The 13789-nt window shown below is 58.0% G+C and carries 14 protein-coding genes and 1 other RNA gene; 9 read left to right on the forward strand and 6 right to left on the reverse strand.

Annotated elements, in window-relative coordinates; all coding sequences use genetic code 11:
• A partial coding sequence (locus B3N48_RS23265) for a hypothetical protein (protein ID WP_296187709.1) occupies positions 1 to 712 on the forward strand: 712 nt, incomplete at its 5' end.
• Complete coding sequence (locus B3N48_RS23270) at positions 712 to 1182, forward strand: hypothetical protein (protein ID WP_296187710.1); 471 nt, start codon at positions 712 to 714, stop codon at positions 1180 to 1182. The genes B3N48_RS23265 and B3N48_RS23270, both read left to right, overlap by 1 nt.
• Before the next feature lie 853 nt (positions 1183 to 2035).
• On the opposite strand, the gene B3N48_RS23275 is transcribed toward B3N48_RS23270, so the two are convergent.
• The gene (locus B3N48_RS23275; RefSeq protein WP_296187711.1) at positions 2036 to 3013 is read right to left on the reverse strand and encodes an NADPH:quinone oxidoreductase family protein; all 978 of its coding nucleotides are present in this window, start codon (positions 3011 to 3013) and stop codon (positions 2036 to 2038) included.
• 135 nt (positions 3014 to 3148) lie between these two features.
• Between B3N48_RS23275 and B3N48_RS23280 the strand changes: the two genes are divergently transcribed.
• Positions 3149 to 3556, forward strand: coding sequence for a flagellar basal body-associated protein FliL (locus tag B3N48_RS23280; protein ID WP_296187713.1), 408 nt, complete (start codon positions 3149 to 3151; stop codon positions 3554 to 3556).
• Between the two features lie 124 nt (positions 3557 to 3680).
• Here B3N48_RS23280 and B3N48_RS23285 read toward each other — a convergent pair whose 3' ends face one another.
• The 5 genes from B3N48_RS23285 to B3N48_RS23305 form a co-directional block, all read right to left on the reverse strand.
• Complete coding sequence (locus B3N48_RS23285) at positions 3681 to 4130, reverse strand: EVE domain-containing protein (protein ID WP_296187714.1); 450 nt, start codon at positions 4128 to 4130, stop codon at positions 3681 to 3683.
• Positions 4131 to 4622: 492 nt separating this feature from the next.
• Entirely contained in the window at positions 4623 to 5249 is a 627-nt protein-coding gene (locus B3N48_RS23290) for a 5-formyltetrahydrofolate cyclo-ligase (RefSeq protein ID WP_414704277.1), read from the reverse strand.
• A gap of 111 nt (positions 5250 to 5360) precedes the next feature.
• Positions 5361 to 5539: non-coding RNA, 6S RNA (ssrS, locus tag B3N48_RS23295), on the reverse strand.
• 31 nt (positions 5540 to 5570) lie between these two features.
• Positions 5571 to 5888, reverse strand: a complete 318-nt coding sequence (locus B3N48_RS23300) for a cell division protein ZapA (protein ID WP_296187716.1) — start codon at positions 5886 to 5888, stop codon at positions 5571 to 5573.
• A complete protein-coding gene (locus B3N48_RS23305; RefSeq protein WP_062379587.1) occupies positions 5885 to 6094 on the reverse strand; it encodes a TIGR02449 family protein in 210 nt (69 codons plus the stop codon). The genes B3N48_RS23300 and B3N48_RS23305 overlap by 4 nt, the downstream gene beginning before the upstream one ends.
• Before the next feature lie 150 nt (positions 6095 to 6244).
• Between B3N48_RS23305 and B3N48_RS23310 the strand changes: the two genes are divergently transcribed.
• The 6 genes from B3N48_RS23310 to B3N48_RS23335 all read left to right on the forward strand — a co-directional run bounded on the left by B3N48_RS23310 (position 6245) and on the right by B3N48_RS23335 (position 13630).
• Positions 6245 to 6796 carry a YecA family protein gene (locus B3N48_RS23310; RefSeq protein ID WP_296187719.1) on the forward strand — a complete coding sequence of 184 codons (552 nt, stop codon included), beginning with the start codon at positions 6245 to 6247 and terminating at the stop codon, positions 6794 to 6796.
• 75 nt (positions 6797 to 6871) lie between these two features.
• Positions 6872 to 8206 carry a Xaa-Pro aminopeptidase gene (pepP, locus tag B3N48_RS23315; protein WP_296187720.1) on the forward strand — a complete coding sequence of 445 codons (1335 nt, stop codon included), beginning with the start codon at positions 6872 to 6874 and terminating at the stop codon, positions 8204 to 8206.
• Positions 8203 to 9390: a 2-octaprenyl-6-methoxyphenyl hydroxylase gene (gene ubiH, locus B3N48_RS23320; RefSeq protein WP_296187722.1), complete on the forward strand. Its 1188-nt coding sequence runs from the start codon at positions 8203 to 8205 to the stop codon at positions 9388 to 9390. The genes pepP and ubiH overlap by 4 nt, the downstream gene beginning before the upstream one ends.
• 71 nt (positions 9391 to 9461) lie before the next feature.
• A complete protein-coding gene (locus B3N48_RS23325) occupies positions 9462 to 10682 on the forward strand; it encodes a 2-octaprenyl-3-methyl-6-methoxy-1,4-benzoquinol hydroxylase (RefSeq protein WP_296187723.1) in 1221 nt (406 codons plus the stop codon).
• Between the two features lie 155 nt (positions 10683 to 10837).
• Positions 10838 to 11839 carry an extracellular solute-binding protein gene (locus tag B3N48_RS23330; protein WP_296187724.1) on the forward strand — a complete coding sequence of 334 codons (1002 nt, stop codon included), beginning with the start codon at positions 10838 to 10840 and terminating at the stop codon, positions 11837 to 11839.
• 174 nt (positions 11840 to 12013) lie between these two features.
• The gene (locus tag B3N48_RS23335) at positions 12014 to 13630 is read left to right on the forward strand and encodes an ABC transporter permease (RefSeq protein ID WP_296187725.1); all 1617 of its coding nucleotides are present in this window, start codon (positions 12014 to 12016) and stop codon (positions 13628 to 13630) included.
• Positions 13631 to 13789: the final 159 nt, after the last annotated feature.

Raw genomic sequence — 13789 nt, forward strand, 5'->3', positions numbered from 1 at the left:
TAGCAAAACCGGCGCCAGACTGTATGACTGCAAGGGCGAAGGGGAGCAAACGTGTAACGGTCAATATAGTGCTGCCAAAGACGGTTCTGCTAGACTGGGCTCGCTGCTTGATTCTTTCGCGCTAACCGCTGATGAGAAGGCCGTACTCGGTCATTTCCAAGACATCAATCACAACGATGAACGAGTGGCTGGCCATGCTTGGCTACAGTCATTCTGGAGCGAGTCTGGGATTGCGGGTGGGATACTGGGTGGTGGTGCTGCGGCACTTGCAGCTGCGGAGAGGACGGTAGCGGCCGAGGCCTCGATGGGGGTTGGTGCAAAAGGGGAGGTGTCCGGTCTTCTTCCAAAACCTGGCGCTACATCTATTCCAGCAAGTGGCGTAGGCGCTGGTGCAGCATTTAGGGTAGATTCGAAGCAGCTAGGTAAAAAACTCGGTAAGCACGTTGAAGATTTCGGCGGCAATGCGGCTAGTCCAGCAGATCGTAAAATGGTACTCGATAAAATTCATGACGTTGGCAGTAACCCTGAAAAGGTAGTCCCTGGTACTTTTGCTGGGCAAGGGGCAAATGGCGCACGGGGTGATGTGTTTTTCAGAGTTAAGGGCAATGATGTGGTTGTTACCAAGCCTGATGGAACGTTCGTTACTATCCTGAAGGATGGGGTAACTCAGAATCCATCTGTACAGAGCGCATTGAAGGGGGGTGTCAGGTAATGAACTCCCCTAGACTTATGATTGCTTGGCTGTTAACAGTGCTCGGTAAGAAACTGCTGTCAGTAAATGCTCTATTCCATGTTTTCTCTTCCGAGAGGGATTCTGCGCCTCAAGAGGTTGGCCTTCTATTTGAAAGCTCTGAAGTTGGGAAGCTTTATGGCGGACCTGATGGTGCATCTATCTGTTTTTCTTTGAATCCGATTTCAAGCTGCGATCTAGGCGAGTACGGTAGACAGGACATTTTTTGTATTTCTGGTGAGCTTTATTTCTCCGATGTTGTAGGTAGGAGGTTAGTATCAGTATCACTTGTACAGTCCTTAGCAGAAAACGTAGTGATAGGCGTTGTTCTCTCGTTTGATAACGATTTTTGCCTGTCCATTTTGAACTTAGGTGATGAGCTTTATATCTATGATAAGATCCCAGAGGAAATAGTGATCAGTGAGGGGGTGAGCCTTGCCTCTGTGAGTTAATGGTGCAAAACAGGAGCAAAATCTCAATACACAACACGCACCCCGCCCGGGGTAGATATTTATTTCTAGATCAAAGAGTTAGCATGTTTTCATGTTAAATGGCTGCTATGCTTTTGTAATACAAAGCGAGTGTTTAACCCAGCAAGCACTGAAGTGATTTGTAGAGCTTTTTTTATACACAGCGGCAGCACCACAGAACTGGTCCTTTTTTCAAGGTCAGCCCGTTTTATTGGCCCCACAAGCTGTCTTTTTAGTCGCAGCTTGTGTCCACCGCTTGGCGTCGTGCATGTGCAGTACGCTGCTGATAACTGTCTCCAGAGCTTCGCGCTCTTTGTCATCCAGCTTGGAAATGGCCTCGAACTGAGGTTTTAGGCGGTCATCCGGCCCACGTTCTCCCTCATCAAATAGCAGCATATCGGCGCTGACACTCAGAGCCAGAAGGGAGGTAAGAGCATCTGGTCGTTGGATTTCCCAAAGGTTATGAATAATATCTGTGGATCACTCATCAGAAGTACGCAACCATCTGCTTGGGCCAAGCAAGAACTTTTGAAAGTTCTTGTAGGCTCTTCACATCGTTGAACTTGGACATTACCTCAGCCATCGTTCAACGATCCTTATTTTTCAATTGAACATAGATGCAAAACTTCGCCAACATCGCAGTGACAGCCGGTACCCCCGAGCTAGAATGCAAAAAATTCGGTGTCCCTGAGTATAGGTGCGTTAAGCTTCGCCATAGGCGGCGCTGCTCACATTGAGTCAACTATTGCACCGATAACGATACGGTTCTTGCGCCAAGATTGCACTTCAGACCTGCAAAACCCGCCAATCACAGCGGGTTCATGCAACACCCAAATCACCTAACTCCAACCACCACCTTCCCAACCGCCTTTCTCTGCCCCAACGAATCAATCGCCTCACCTGCCTGGTCCAGCGGATACACCTTCGACACCAGCGGCTTCAACTTTCCTTCGCTGAACCAGTTGAACAGCTGTTGAAAGTTCGCGGCGTTGTCCTGCGGTTGGCGCTGAGCGAAGGAGCCCCAGAACACGCCGACCACCGAGGCACCTTTTAATAGCGCGAGGTTGACGGGCAGTTCGGGGATGCGGCCGCTGGCGAAGCCGACGACGAGGAGGCGGCCGTTCCAGGCGATGGAGCGGATGGCCTGGTCGAAGAGGTCGCCGCCGACAGGGTCGTAGATGACGTCGACGCCGTTGCCATTTGTGAGGCGTTTGAGTTCGTCTTTGAGGTTGGTTTCGCTGTAGTTGATGAGGTCATCGGCGCCGCCGTTTTTGGCGACGTCGAGTTTGTCGGCGCTGCTGGCGGCGGCGATGACGCGGGCGCCGAGGGCTTTGCCGATTTCAACGGCGGCCAGGCCCACGCCGCCAGAGGCGCCGAGCACAAGCAGGGTTTCACCGGGTTGCAGGTTGGCGCGCTGTTTGAGGGCGTGCATTGAGGTGCCGTAGGTCATGCTGAAAGCTGCGGCGGTGGTGAAGTCCATCGCCTCGGGAATTGGTAGGACGTTGTAACCCGCCACGGCGATCTGTTCGGCGAAACTGCCCCAGCCGGTGAGTGCCATGACGCGGTCACCGACTTTCAGGTGGCTGACTTTTTCACCCACAGCGGCCACGACGCCCGAGGCTTCGCCGCCTGGTGAGAAGGGAAAGGGCGGTTTGAATTGATACTTGCCCTCGATGATCAGCGTGTCGGGGAAGTTGACCCCTGCGGCGTGCACGTTTAGCAGAATCTCGTTTTTCTTGGGTTCCGGCACCGGAATGTCCTCCAGCACCAGGTTTTCGGCAGGGCCGAAGGCTTTACAGAGCACGGCTTTCATTCGGGACTATTCCTTTTCCAGTGATGGCCGATAAGTGTAGGTAGGGCAACTGTGGGGTCAATGAGCATGCCCCGGCCTGATAGGCGTGCATAAGCTGGAGTAAGCTATGGCGCGAACCGGACGAGGAGTGGGACTGTGAAAGCGTGGATTCTGATGTTGTTGGCGTTGTCGGCGCCTGTGCTGGCCAACGAAGAGGGCGGCGAGAAAGATGACCCGAACAAGGTGTCGTACGTCGCGTTGACGCCCCCGTTCGTGGGCAACTATGCGCTGGATGGCAGCCCCAAGTTGCACGTCTATAAAGCTGACGTGGCCCTGCGTGTCACTGGCGCCGAGGCGCAAAAACTGGTCAAAGCGAATGAGCCTTTGATCCGCAATCAGTTGGTGGCGCTGTTCACGCAGCAGACCATCGAGAGCATGAGCAACGTCGACGCCAAAGAAAAACTGCGTCAGGAAGCGTTGAAACAAACCCAGCAGGTGCTGAGCCAGGAAACGGGCAAGCCGGTGGTGGACGATTTGCTGTTTAACAACTTCATCGCGCAATAAACGCCGGTATGAAACGGTAGGAGTGAGCTTGCGCGCGATTGCGTAGTGTCTGTTTGCCGATCACTCGCTGATACAGCGCTATAGCGCGCAAACTCACTCCTACAGGTAAAAGGCGCTTGACCCTTCAGCGCAACGCCAACACCGCCGCCCATTGCTCGGGCGTAACCGGCATGACGGAAAGACGGCTGCCTTTTTGAATCAGTGGCAGTTGCTCTAATGCCGTCTGCTGTTTCAGATAACCCAAGCCCAACACCTTCGGAAATGTCTCCACGAACGCCACATCGATGGCGCTCCACGGATTCTTCTCATCATTGGCTTTGGCGTCGAAGTAATGACTGTTTTGGTCCAGCGCCGTTGGATCGGGATAAGCCGTTCTGACGATTTTTCCAATGCCGGCGATACCCGGTTCGGGACAGCTGGAGTGGTAGAAGAAGAATTCGTCATCGGTTGCCATGGCACGTAAAAAATTGCGTGCCTGATAATTGCGAACGCCATCCCAACGGGTTTGGCCGAGAGTTTGCAAGCCAGTGATGGACAGCTCATCAGGCTCGGATTTCATCAGCCAATAGGCCATGGATTGGGGCTCCTGAAGACGTAATGGACAGGTTGTCCGACGCTTTTATGACAAACCGACGGTCGGTTGACGCCAGCATTTGCGTGTTGGGTCACGTTATCGCAGAATGCCGCCGTTTTCAGCGCTACACGTGACGCGGCCTACAGAAAGTTGCCGTGGACGTCAGCTTTTTGATTTGCCAAAGGGGGGCAATCAATGCAACGCAAGCCGGATTTACTATGGATTTTGGTCATTTTGTTCGGCTTGGGCATTGTCACCACGGGTTACGCACAAAGTTTGTGGTCCGCGAAGTCGGATGCACCGGTAGAAGTCACTCAGCAACAACCTCGTCGATAAAGCGGAATTTGAGCTGACTCGATGACTGTGAGAGTGAGCTTGCTCACGAAAGGGGCAGTTCACTCACCGCATAGTTTGCGTTTGTAACACCGCATTCGTAAGCAAACTCACTCCCACAAAGCCTGCGTCAGCCGAGCAATCAGGCGCTGATCCTGTTCACGCCATATACCAACGCTTGTCTGACACCGTTCCCTGCAACGGCACATCCCAATTGGCCACTGCCAGCCTTTCAACTTTCTGACACTCATGCGCCAAGCCGAGCAGCACCGGTTTTTGCCAGGCTTTTCGACGAGCCTGGTACGCCAGACTGCGATCGTAGAAGCCACCGCCCATACCGAGCCGGCCGCCCTGATCATCGAAGCCAACGAGGGGCATCAGAATCAGATCCAGTGCCCAGATTTTGCGTTGTTGTCGCGGGTTGATGTGTGGCTCAGGAATGCGAAATCGATTGGGCTTGAACCTGTCCCCCGGCCGCACTCTCTGAAAGACCATCTTTGTCCGTGGCCACGCGCTGAGCACCGGCAGATAAGTCGCCTTTCCGCGACGCTGGGCTTCACGCAGCAACAGGCGTGGATCGATTTCGCCGTCCATCGGAAGGTATAGAGAAACATGCCTGGCGCGACGGAAAAGCGGGTTTTGCGCGAGTTGCCGGTACAAACCTTGCGCCGCCTGTCGCTGTTCTGCGGGTGTGAGCGAGCGGCGAGCCTTACGCAAAAGGCGGCGCAGTTGAGGTCGGGAGAGGTTGGCAGAATCGTTCAGGGAAGCGGCGCCAGAGGCAGTCATGCAGGCGGGTCCGTGAGGTTTGGAAAATGTACGGGAGACAAGGCAATTTCGCGATGCTCGTCCCCCGTTTCCATCGCCAGACAGGACGTCTGGCGCCGGTTTGAGAATTTGAGACTCCCCGACGAACCGCTGTCGGTGTAGCCCTTGAACCCGAAAGTTCAAGGTGGAGATTGCAGGAGGCTTTAAGGCTTTCCGTCGAGCGGACATGCACACCAGCCCCAACGTGCAACCCCCGTGGTTGTGCGTATCGGCTCAGGGACATGACCGACTGGCAAGCACTCCAGGGAGCGATGGCCAGTATAACGAATGATGCTCGAACAATCAGCCTTGTGCTTTTGGCTCATCCGTGGCAAGGACCAGGTCAACGCGGTCCAGAAGATCACGCACTTGCTCGCGGGTCGAACCGCTGGTTTGCGATTCAGGCAGTTCCTGTTTATGCAGCAGGTCGTGCGTGATGTTCAGGGCTGCCATCACCGCGATGCGATCGGCACCGATGACCTTGCCGCTGCTGCGGATCTCACGCATCTTGCCGTCCAGATAACGGGCGGCGCTGACCAGATTGGTGCGCTCTTCTTGAGGGCAGATGATCGAATACTCTTTGTCGAGGATTTGCACGGTGATGCTGTTGCCATTACTCATGAGTCTTGCTCCAGGGCCTTGAGGCGCGAAATCATGGACTCGACCTTTTGCCGGGCGATTTCGTTCTTTTCAATGAGGTGAGCGCGTTCCTCGCGCCAGGTTTTTTCCTGAGCTAATAGGAGTCCGTTTTGACTTTTTAGTTGCTCGACGCGATTGATCAATAATTCCAGTCGAGCCATCAGCGCTTGCAGGTCGTTGTCTTCCATCGTTTTCCACTGATTATTTTCTGATGAGTGGTGCAGGAGCTGGCCTCAGGAACTGCCTCAAATATCGCCTGGATAGCTTGGGCGCATCTGCCGGTGCTACGATACAAGGCCTCCATTCTAGACATTGCGCCGCTTGGCGCCTAGCTGCCCATGCCTAATCAGAATTCCCCGTACAACGCATTCGCCACCCTGCTCAGCAGCGCTGGTCATCCTGTTTCTCCTGCCGAGTTGCACGGCCTGTTGCTGGGCCGCAGTTGTGCGGGTGCAGGCTTTGACGCCGAAGGCTGGTTCGACGACGCCCACGAGTTGTTGCAGACCGAGCCCGAGGCCAACGTCCGTCAGGCCCTGATCGGCCTACAGGAAATGGTCAAGAACGAGCTGACTGGCGATGACATGGCCGTCGTGCTGCTGTTGCCCGGCGACGACGAATCCCTCACCGCACGAACCACTGCCATCGGCCAGTGGTGCCAAGGCTTCCTCCACGGTTTTGCACGCGTAGGCGGACAGCCCATGAGCGACGATGCCAAGGACGTCCTGCAGGACCTGGCCGCCATTGCCCAGATCCAAGACGCTCTGGAAGACTCTGAAGACGGCGAGAGCGACTACATGGAAGTCATGGAATATCTGCGGGTCGCACCGTTGCTGTTGTTCACCGAGTTCAACACGAAAACGGAACCTGAACCAAAGCCTTCCCTGCACTGACTGCCATCGTTGTCGTCCGGTCCCTTGCCAATCGGCGGGAGACCGGAACATGCCTCCCGAGGACCGCCCCTGCCCATGATCCGTATCCCGAAAGCCGAATACGCCCGCCGCCGCAAAGCCCTGATGGCGCAGATGGAGCCCAACAGCATCGCCATCCTTCCGGCAGCGGCTGTGGCCATTCGCAATCGTGATGTCGAACATGTCTATCGCCAGGACAGCGACTTTCAGTACCTGAGCGGCTTCCCCGAACCTGAAGCGGTGATCGTGCTGATCCCTGGGCGGGAATATGGCGAATACGTCCTGTTCTGCCGCGAGCGCAACGCCGAGCGTGAGCTGTGGGATGGCCTGCGTGCCGGGCAGGACGGGGCGGTTGCCGAGTATGGCGCTGACGACGCGTTCCCGATCACCGACATCGACGACATTCTGCCGGGTCTGATCGAAGGGCGCGATCGGGTGTATTCGTCGATGGGCAGCAACCCTGAGTTCGATCGCCACGTGATGGAGTGGATCAACGTGATTCGCTCCAAGGCGCATCTCGGCGCGCAGCCGCCGAAAGAGTTCGTTGCGCTGGATCATCTGCTGCATGACATGCGCCTCTATAAATCAGCAGCGGAAGTGAAGGTAATGCGCGAAGCGGCTCAAATCTCCGCCCACGCCCATGTTCGCGCCATGCAGGCCAGCCGTGCCGGGCTGTATGAGTTCAGCCTCGAAGCCGAGCTGGATTACGCGTTTCGCAAAGGCGGAGCGAAGATGCCGGCGTACGGCTCTATCGTCGCGTCTGGCCGCAACGCCTGCATTCTCCACTACCAACAAAACGACGCTCCACTGAAAGACGGCGATCTGGTGTTGATCGACGCTGGTTGTGAAATCGACTGTTACGCCAGCGATATCACGCGCACGTTTCCGGTGAGCGGCCGATTTTCAGCCGAACAGAAAGCGATCTACGAGCTGGTGCTCAAATCCCAGGAAGCGGCGTTCGCGGCGATCAAACCGGGCAATCACTGGAATCAGGCCCATGAGGCTACGGTCCAGGTGATCACGGCGGGGCTCGTCGAGCTGGGCTTGCTGCAAGGCGAGGTCAGTGAACTGATCGCCAGTGAGGCGTACAAAGCTTTTTATATGCACCGCGCCGGGCACTGGTTGGGCATGGATGTGCACGACGTCGGTGAGTACAAAGTCGGCGGCGAATGGCGAGTGCTGGAAGTTGGCATGGCGCTGACCGTTGAGCCCGGTATCTACGTGTCGCCGGATAATCAAAGCGTCGCGAAGAAGTGGCGCGGGATTGGGGTACGAATCGAGGACGATGTCGTGGTGACCAAAAAAGGCTGTGAAATTCTCACCGCAGGCGTGCCCAAGACTGTGGCCGATATCGAGGCCCTGATGGCCGTTGCGCGAACCGAAGCACCATGAGCCGTTTCCATCTGGCCATCGTAGGCGGCGGGCTGGTCGGCGCCAGCCTTGCGCTGGCGTTGCAGGCGGGGGCCAAGGCGCGTGGATGGAAGATCGTCCTGATCGAGCCGTTCGCGCCGGGCAATACCTATCAGCCCAGCTACGACGCGCGCTCCTCGGCACTGTCTTTCGGCGCGCGGCAGATCTACGAACGGCTCGGCCTGTGGCAGCAAATCAGCCGCCGCGCCGAGCCGATCCTGGAGATTCAGGTTTCCGACAAGGGCCGGTTTGGCGCGGCGCGGCTGTCGTCGATGCAGGAAGGCGTGCCGGCGCTGGGCTATGTGGTAGAAAACGCCTGGCTCGGCCAATGCCTTTGGCAAGGCCTGGACGCAGATGTCATCACTTGGCGAGTACCCGCTGAGGTGAAACAGATGCAGGCGTTGCCCGAGGGCTATCGCCTGACCCTGAACGACGAAACCCAACTGGACTGCGACCTGGCGATTCTCGCTGACGGTGGCCGGTCTGATTTGCGCGAACAACTCGGCATCGGCGTGCGCACGACGCCCTACGATCAGAGCGCGTTGATTGCCAACATCACGCCCGGCGAAGCCCACCGTGGTCAGGCGTTCGAGCGCTTTACCGACGAAGGCCCGATGGCGCTGTTGCCGCTGCCGGAGAACCGCTGTGCGCTGGTCTGGACCCGCAAACCTGAAGAAGTGAAACGGCTGATGGCACTGGACGACCGCAGCTTCCTGAGCGAACTGCAAGGCGTGTTCGGCTATCGACTGGGCGCGTTGAAACAGGTCGGCGTGCGCCACACGTACCCGCTGTCGTTGATCCAGGCCGAAGAGCAGGTGCGCTCGCATCTGGTGGTGTTGGGCAACGCGGCGCACAGCCTGCACCCGATTGCCGGTCAAGGTTTCAACTTGTCCTTGCGCGATGCGGCGTCGCTCGCTGAAGCCTTGCTCGCCAGCGATGCGGCGCCGGGTGATCTGGCAACCTTGCAGGCGTATCGCGACCGCCAGTACCTGGACCAAAAGCTGACCGTAGGCTTTTCCGATCAGGTCACCCGTCTGTTCAGCAATCAACAAGCGGCTATTACGGCCGGGCGCAATATCGGCTTGCTCGGCCTTGATTTGCTGCCCTCGGCCAAGAGCTGGTTCGCACGTCAGGCCATGGGGCTGGGGACTCAAGCCGATGTTTGACCCCTTCTTTCATTCGTGGCCGATGCCGCACTTCATTCCGTAGTCCAGCCACCAACGAGACGATTTAAAGCATGGAAACGCGCGCAGATCTGCTGATTATCGGGGCCGGAATGGTCGGTAGCGCCTTGGCGCTGGCGCTGAAAGACAGCGGGTTGAACATCCTGGTGGTCGACAGCGGCCCGTTGAGCGTCAAGCCGTTCGACGCCAGCGCGCCGTTCGAGCCGCGTGTCAGCGCGTTGTCTGCGGCAAGCCAACGTATCCTCGAGCGTCTGAATGTTTGGGAAGGCATAGTGGCCCGACGCGTCAGTCCCTATGGGGACATGCACGTCTGGGACGGCAGCGGCACAGGCAAGGTGCATTTTTCCGCATCCAGCGTGCACGCGCAGGTGTTGGGGCACATCGTTGAGAACCGGGTGGTTCAGGATGCTCTCATCGAGCGTTTGCAGGACTCCGATATTGGTTTACTGGCGAATGCGCGTCTTGAGCAGATACGGCATTCCGGGGACGACTGGCTGTTGACCCTCTCGGACGGCCGCACCCTGCGTACGCCGCTGGTGGTGGCTGCAGACGGTGCCAACTCTACCGTGCGGCGGATGACCGGCATGGCAACGCGGGAATGGGACTACATGCACCACGCCATCGTGACCAGCGTACGCACGGCAGAATCCCACCGCAGAACGGCCTGGCAACGCTTCACCGATCAAGGCCCTCTCGCATTTCTGCCGCTTGAACGTGACGGCGAGCATTGGTGCTCCATCGTCTGGTCGGTGACGCCCGAGGAGTCCGAGCGTTTGATGACGCTGGAAGACGAGGCGTTTTGCCGTGCGCTGGAAACGGCGTTCGAAGGCTGTCTGGGTCACGTCATTTCCGTCGATCCGCGTCTATGTGTCCCGTTGCGTCAACGCCATGCCAAGCGTTACGTGATGGACGGTCTGGCGCTGATCGGTGATGCCGCCCACACCATCCACCCGTTAGCGGGGCAGGGCGTGAATCTTGGCTTCCTCGATGCGGCGGTGCTGGCTGACGTGCTACGCAACGCGACGGAGCGTGGCGAGCGTCTGGCCGATCAGAAAGTGTTGAGCCGCTTCGAGCGCCGCCGCATGCCGCATAACCTGGCGCTGATGGCGGCAATGGAAGGTTTCGAGCGGCTGTTCCAGGCCGATGCGCTGCCCGTGCGCTGGCTGCGCAATGCCGGTTTGAAGACGGTGGATCAATCGGCTGAGGTCAAAGCGATGTTCGTGCGGCAGGCGCTGGGGCTGACCGGGGATTTGCCGGAACTGGCGAAGATCTGAATTTCTCGCGATCTCTGTAGGAGTGAGCTTGCTCACTCCTACAGAGATTTGCTGCATGCTCCTGGGCTCTGCAACATCTCGTAACGGCTCCGCACAGATTTCGTTGATGAGATTCACTACCATTTCGCCTCATTTTTTCAAGACGAGAGATCAGCATGCAGGCGAGCAAGCGTCTTCTGGCTGCCCTGGCATTGACCGTGCTCGGCAGCACCGCCCAGGCCGCTGATGAAGTGGTGGTGTATTCCTCCCGTATCGACGAACTGATCAAGCCGGTTTTCGATGCCTACACTGCTAAAACCGGCGTGAAGGTCAAATTCATTACCGATAAAGAAGCGCCGCTTATGCAGCGCATCAAGGCCGAAGGGCAAAACGCCACGGCTGATCTGCTCCTTACCGTTGATGCCGGTAACCTCTGGCAAGCCGAACAGATGGGCATTCTGCAGCCCTTTACCTCGCCAGTGATCGACGAAAACATCCCTGCGCAATACCGTTCTTCCAGCCATGCCTGGACAGGATTAAGCCTGCGTGCGAGGACCATCGCGTATTCGACCGACCGCGTGAAACCCGAAGAGCTGACCACCTACGAGGCATTGGCGGACAAGCAGTGGGAAGGCCGTCTCTGCCTGCGCACCGCGAAGAAAGTCTACAACCAGTCGCTGACCGCCACGCTGATCGAAACCCATGGCGCCGAGGCGTCCGAGAAGATCCTCAAAGGCTGGGTGAACAACCTGTCCACCGACGTGTTTTCCGATGACATCGCCGTACTCGAAGCGATCAACGCCGGGCAGTGCGACGTCGGCATCGTCAACACCTATTACTACGGCCGTTTGCACAAGCAGAATCCGGATCTGGCGGTGCGCCTGTTCTGGCCCAACCAGACTGACCGTGGCGTACACGTCAACCTGTCGGGCATCGGCCTGACGCGATACGCGCCCCACCCTGAAGCTGCCAAGGCGCTGGTGGAATGGATGACCGGCGCTGATGCACAAGCGATCTTCTCTGGCACCAATCAGGAGTTTCCTGCCAATCCAAAGGTCGCGCCGTCTGAGGAAGTCGCGAGTTGGGGGACGTTCAAAGCCGATACCATTCCCGTCGAGATTGCCGGACGGCGCCAGGCCGAGGCGATTCGCATGATGGATCGGGTGGGTTGGAATTGAGCGGCATGCCTATGTAGGAGCGTGGCTTGTCCCGCGATCTGCCGGGAACCGGCAGCGAAACCAAACGGCCTCGGTATGACTGATAAACCGAGATTGCAGATTTCACGACTGCTGCACAGTCGATCGCGGGACAACCCACGCTCCTACCATTTTTTAGTCAACTGAGAGATTTTTTTGGCCCATCCCGCCCAGCGCCGCTGGTACCTCCTTGTTTTCGCCATCGCTGCACTGGTCCTCCTGCCGCTGAGCGTGCTGCTGTTCTCTTGGCAGACCATCGATCACGAAATCTGGTCGCACCTGTGGGAAACCCAGATGCCACGTTTGCTGGGAAACACCCTTACCTTGGTGCTCGGAGTGGGCGTGGGTGTGACAATCCTGGGCGTGAGTCTGGCGTGGCTCACGGCCTTGTGTGAATTCCCCGGCCGTCGCTGGCTCGACTGGGCCTTGATGCTGCCGTTCGCTATCCCTGCTTATGTACTGGCCTTCGTGTTCGTCGGCCTGCTCGACTTCGCAGGCCCCGTACAAACGCTGATGCGCGAATGGTTCGGCACCGGCCTGCGCTTCCCTCGCGTGCGCTCCACGGGGGGCGTAATCGTCGTGCTGGTGCTGGTCTTTTATCCCTATGTCTACCTGCTGGCGCGCACGGCATTCCTCGCGCAAGGCAAAGGGCTGATGGAGGCGGCGCGGATTCTCGGACAGTCGCCTTGGCAGGCGTTCTGGCGAGTCGCGTTGCCGATGGCGCGGCCCGCTGTTGGCGCGGGTGTCGCGTTGGCGCTGATGGAGACGCTGGCGGACTTCGGTGCTGTTTCTGTCTTCAATTTCGATACGTTCACTACGGCCATCTACAAGACTTGGTATGGCTTCTTCAGCCTGTCGAGCGCGGCACAGCTGGCGAGCCTGTTGCTGTTGGCTGTGATGCTGGTGCTGTACGGCGAGCATCGCGCGCGGGGTGCCAGTCGCGCCAGTAATGAACGGCCTCGGGCGAAAGCGCTGTATCACTTGCACGGTATCAAGGCGGCTGCTGCGACCGCGTGGTGTGGGGTGGTGTTCGCCTGTGCGTTCGTGGTGCCGCTGTTGCAGTTGGTGGTCTGGGTCTGGCAACGGGGGCGCTTCGATCTGGACGAGCGCTACACCGGACTGATCCTGCACACGCTTTATCTGGGTGGCATTGCGGCGCTGGTGACCGTCAGCGTAGCGATGCTGCTGGCGTTCGCCCGTCGCATGGCGCCGACCCGGGCGATCCGTTCGGGCGTCAGTCTGGCCAACATCGGCTACGCGCTGCCAGGGTCTGTGCTGGCTGTATCGATCATGCTGGCGTTCAGTTACCTGGACCGCGAGCTGGTGGTGCCGCTGTCCGGTTGGCTCGGCGGCGCAGGCAAGACTTTGTTGCTTGGCAGCCTGGCGGCGCTGGTGTTGGCGTATCTTGTGCGTTTCATCGCCGTGGCCTACGGCCCGCTCGAGAACAGTCTGTCGCGGGTTCGGCCGTCACTTCCTGAAGCAGCGCGCAGTCTGGGCGTCAGTGGGCCACGTTTGTTTTTCAAGATTTATCTGCCGCTGCTGATTCCCGGCACGTTGAGCGCTGCGTTGCTGGTGTTTGTCGACGTCCTCAAGGAAATGCCCGCGACGCTGCTGATGCGCCCGTTTGGCTGGGATACGCTGGCGGTGCGCATCTTCGAAATGACCAGTGAAGGCGAGTGGGCACGTGCAGCGTTACCGGCGCTGACATTGGTTGTTGTCGGTTTGCTACCAGTGATTGGCCTGATCAGACGTTCGGCCAGACCGATCGGCTAGGTGCGGGGTCACGACCTTGCGGCTACAATGCGCCGCAATCGACACGGTCTGTCAGACAATTCCGCAAATTCGCAAGCGCTTCAGACCCCAAGTTACGGGGGATTTGCGGTTGTTGTGACTCACTGTGTCTTCGCCCCCAGGGGGATGTGAGAACGTATC

Source organism: Pseudomonas sp. UBA1879 (assembly GCF_002338065.1).
Lineage (GTDB): Bacteria > Pseudomonadota > Gammaproteobacteria > Pseudomonadales > Pseudomonadaceae > Aquipseudomonas.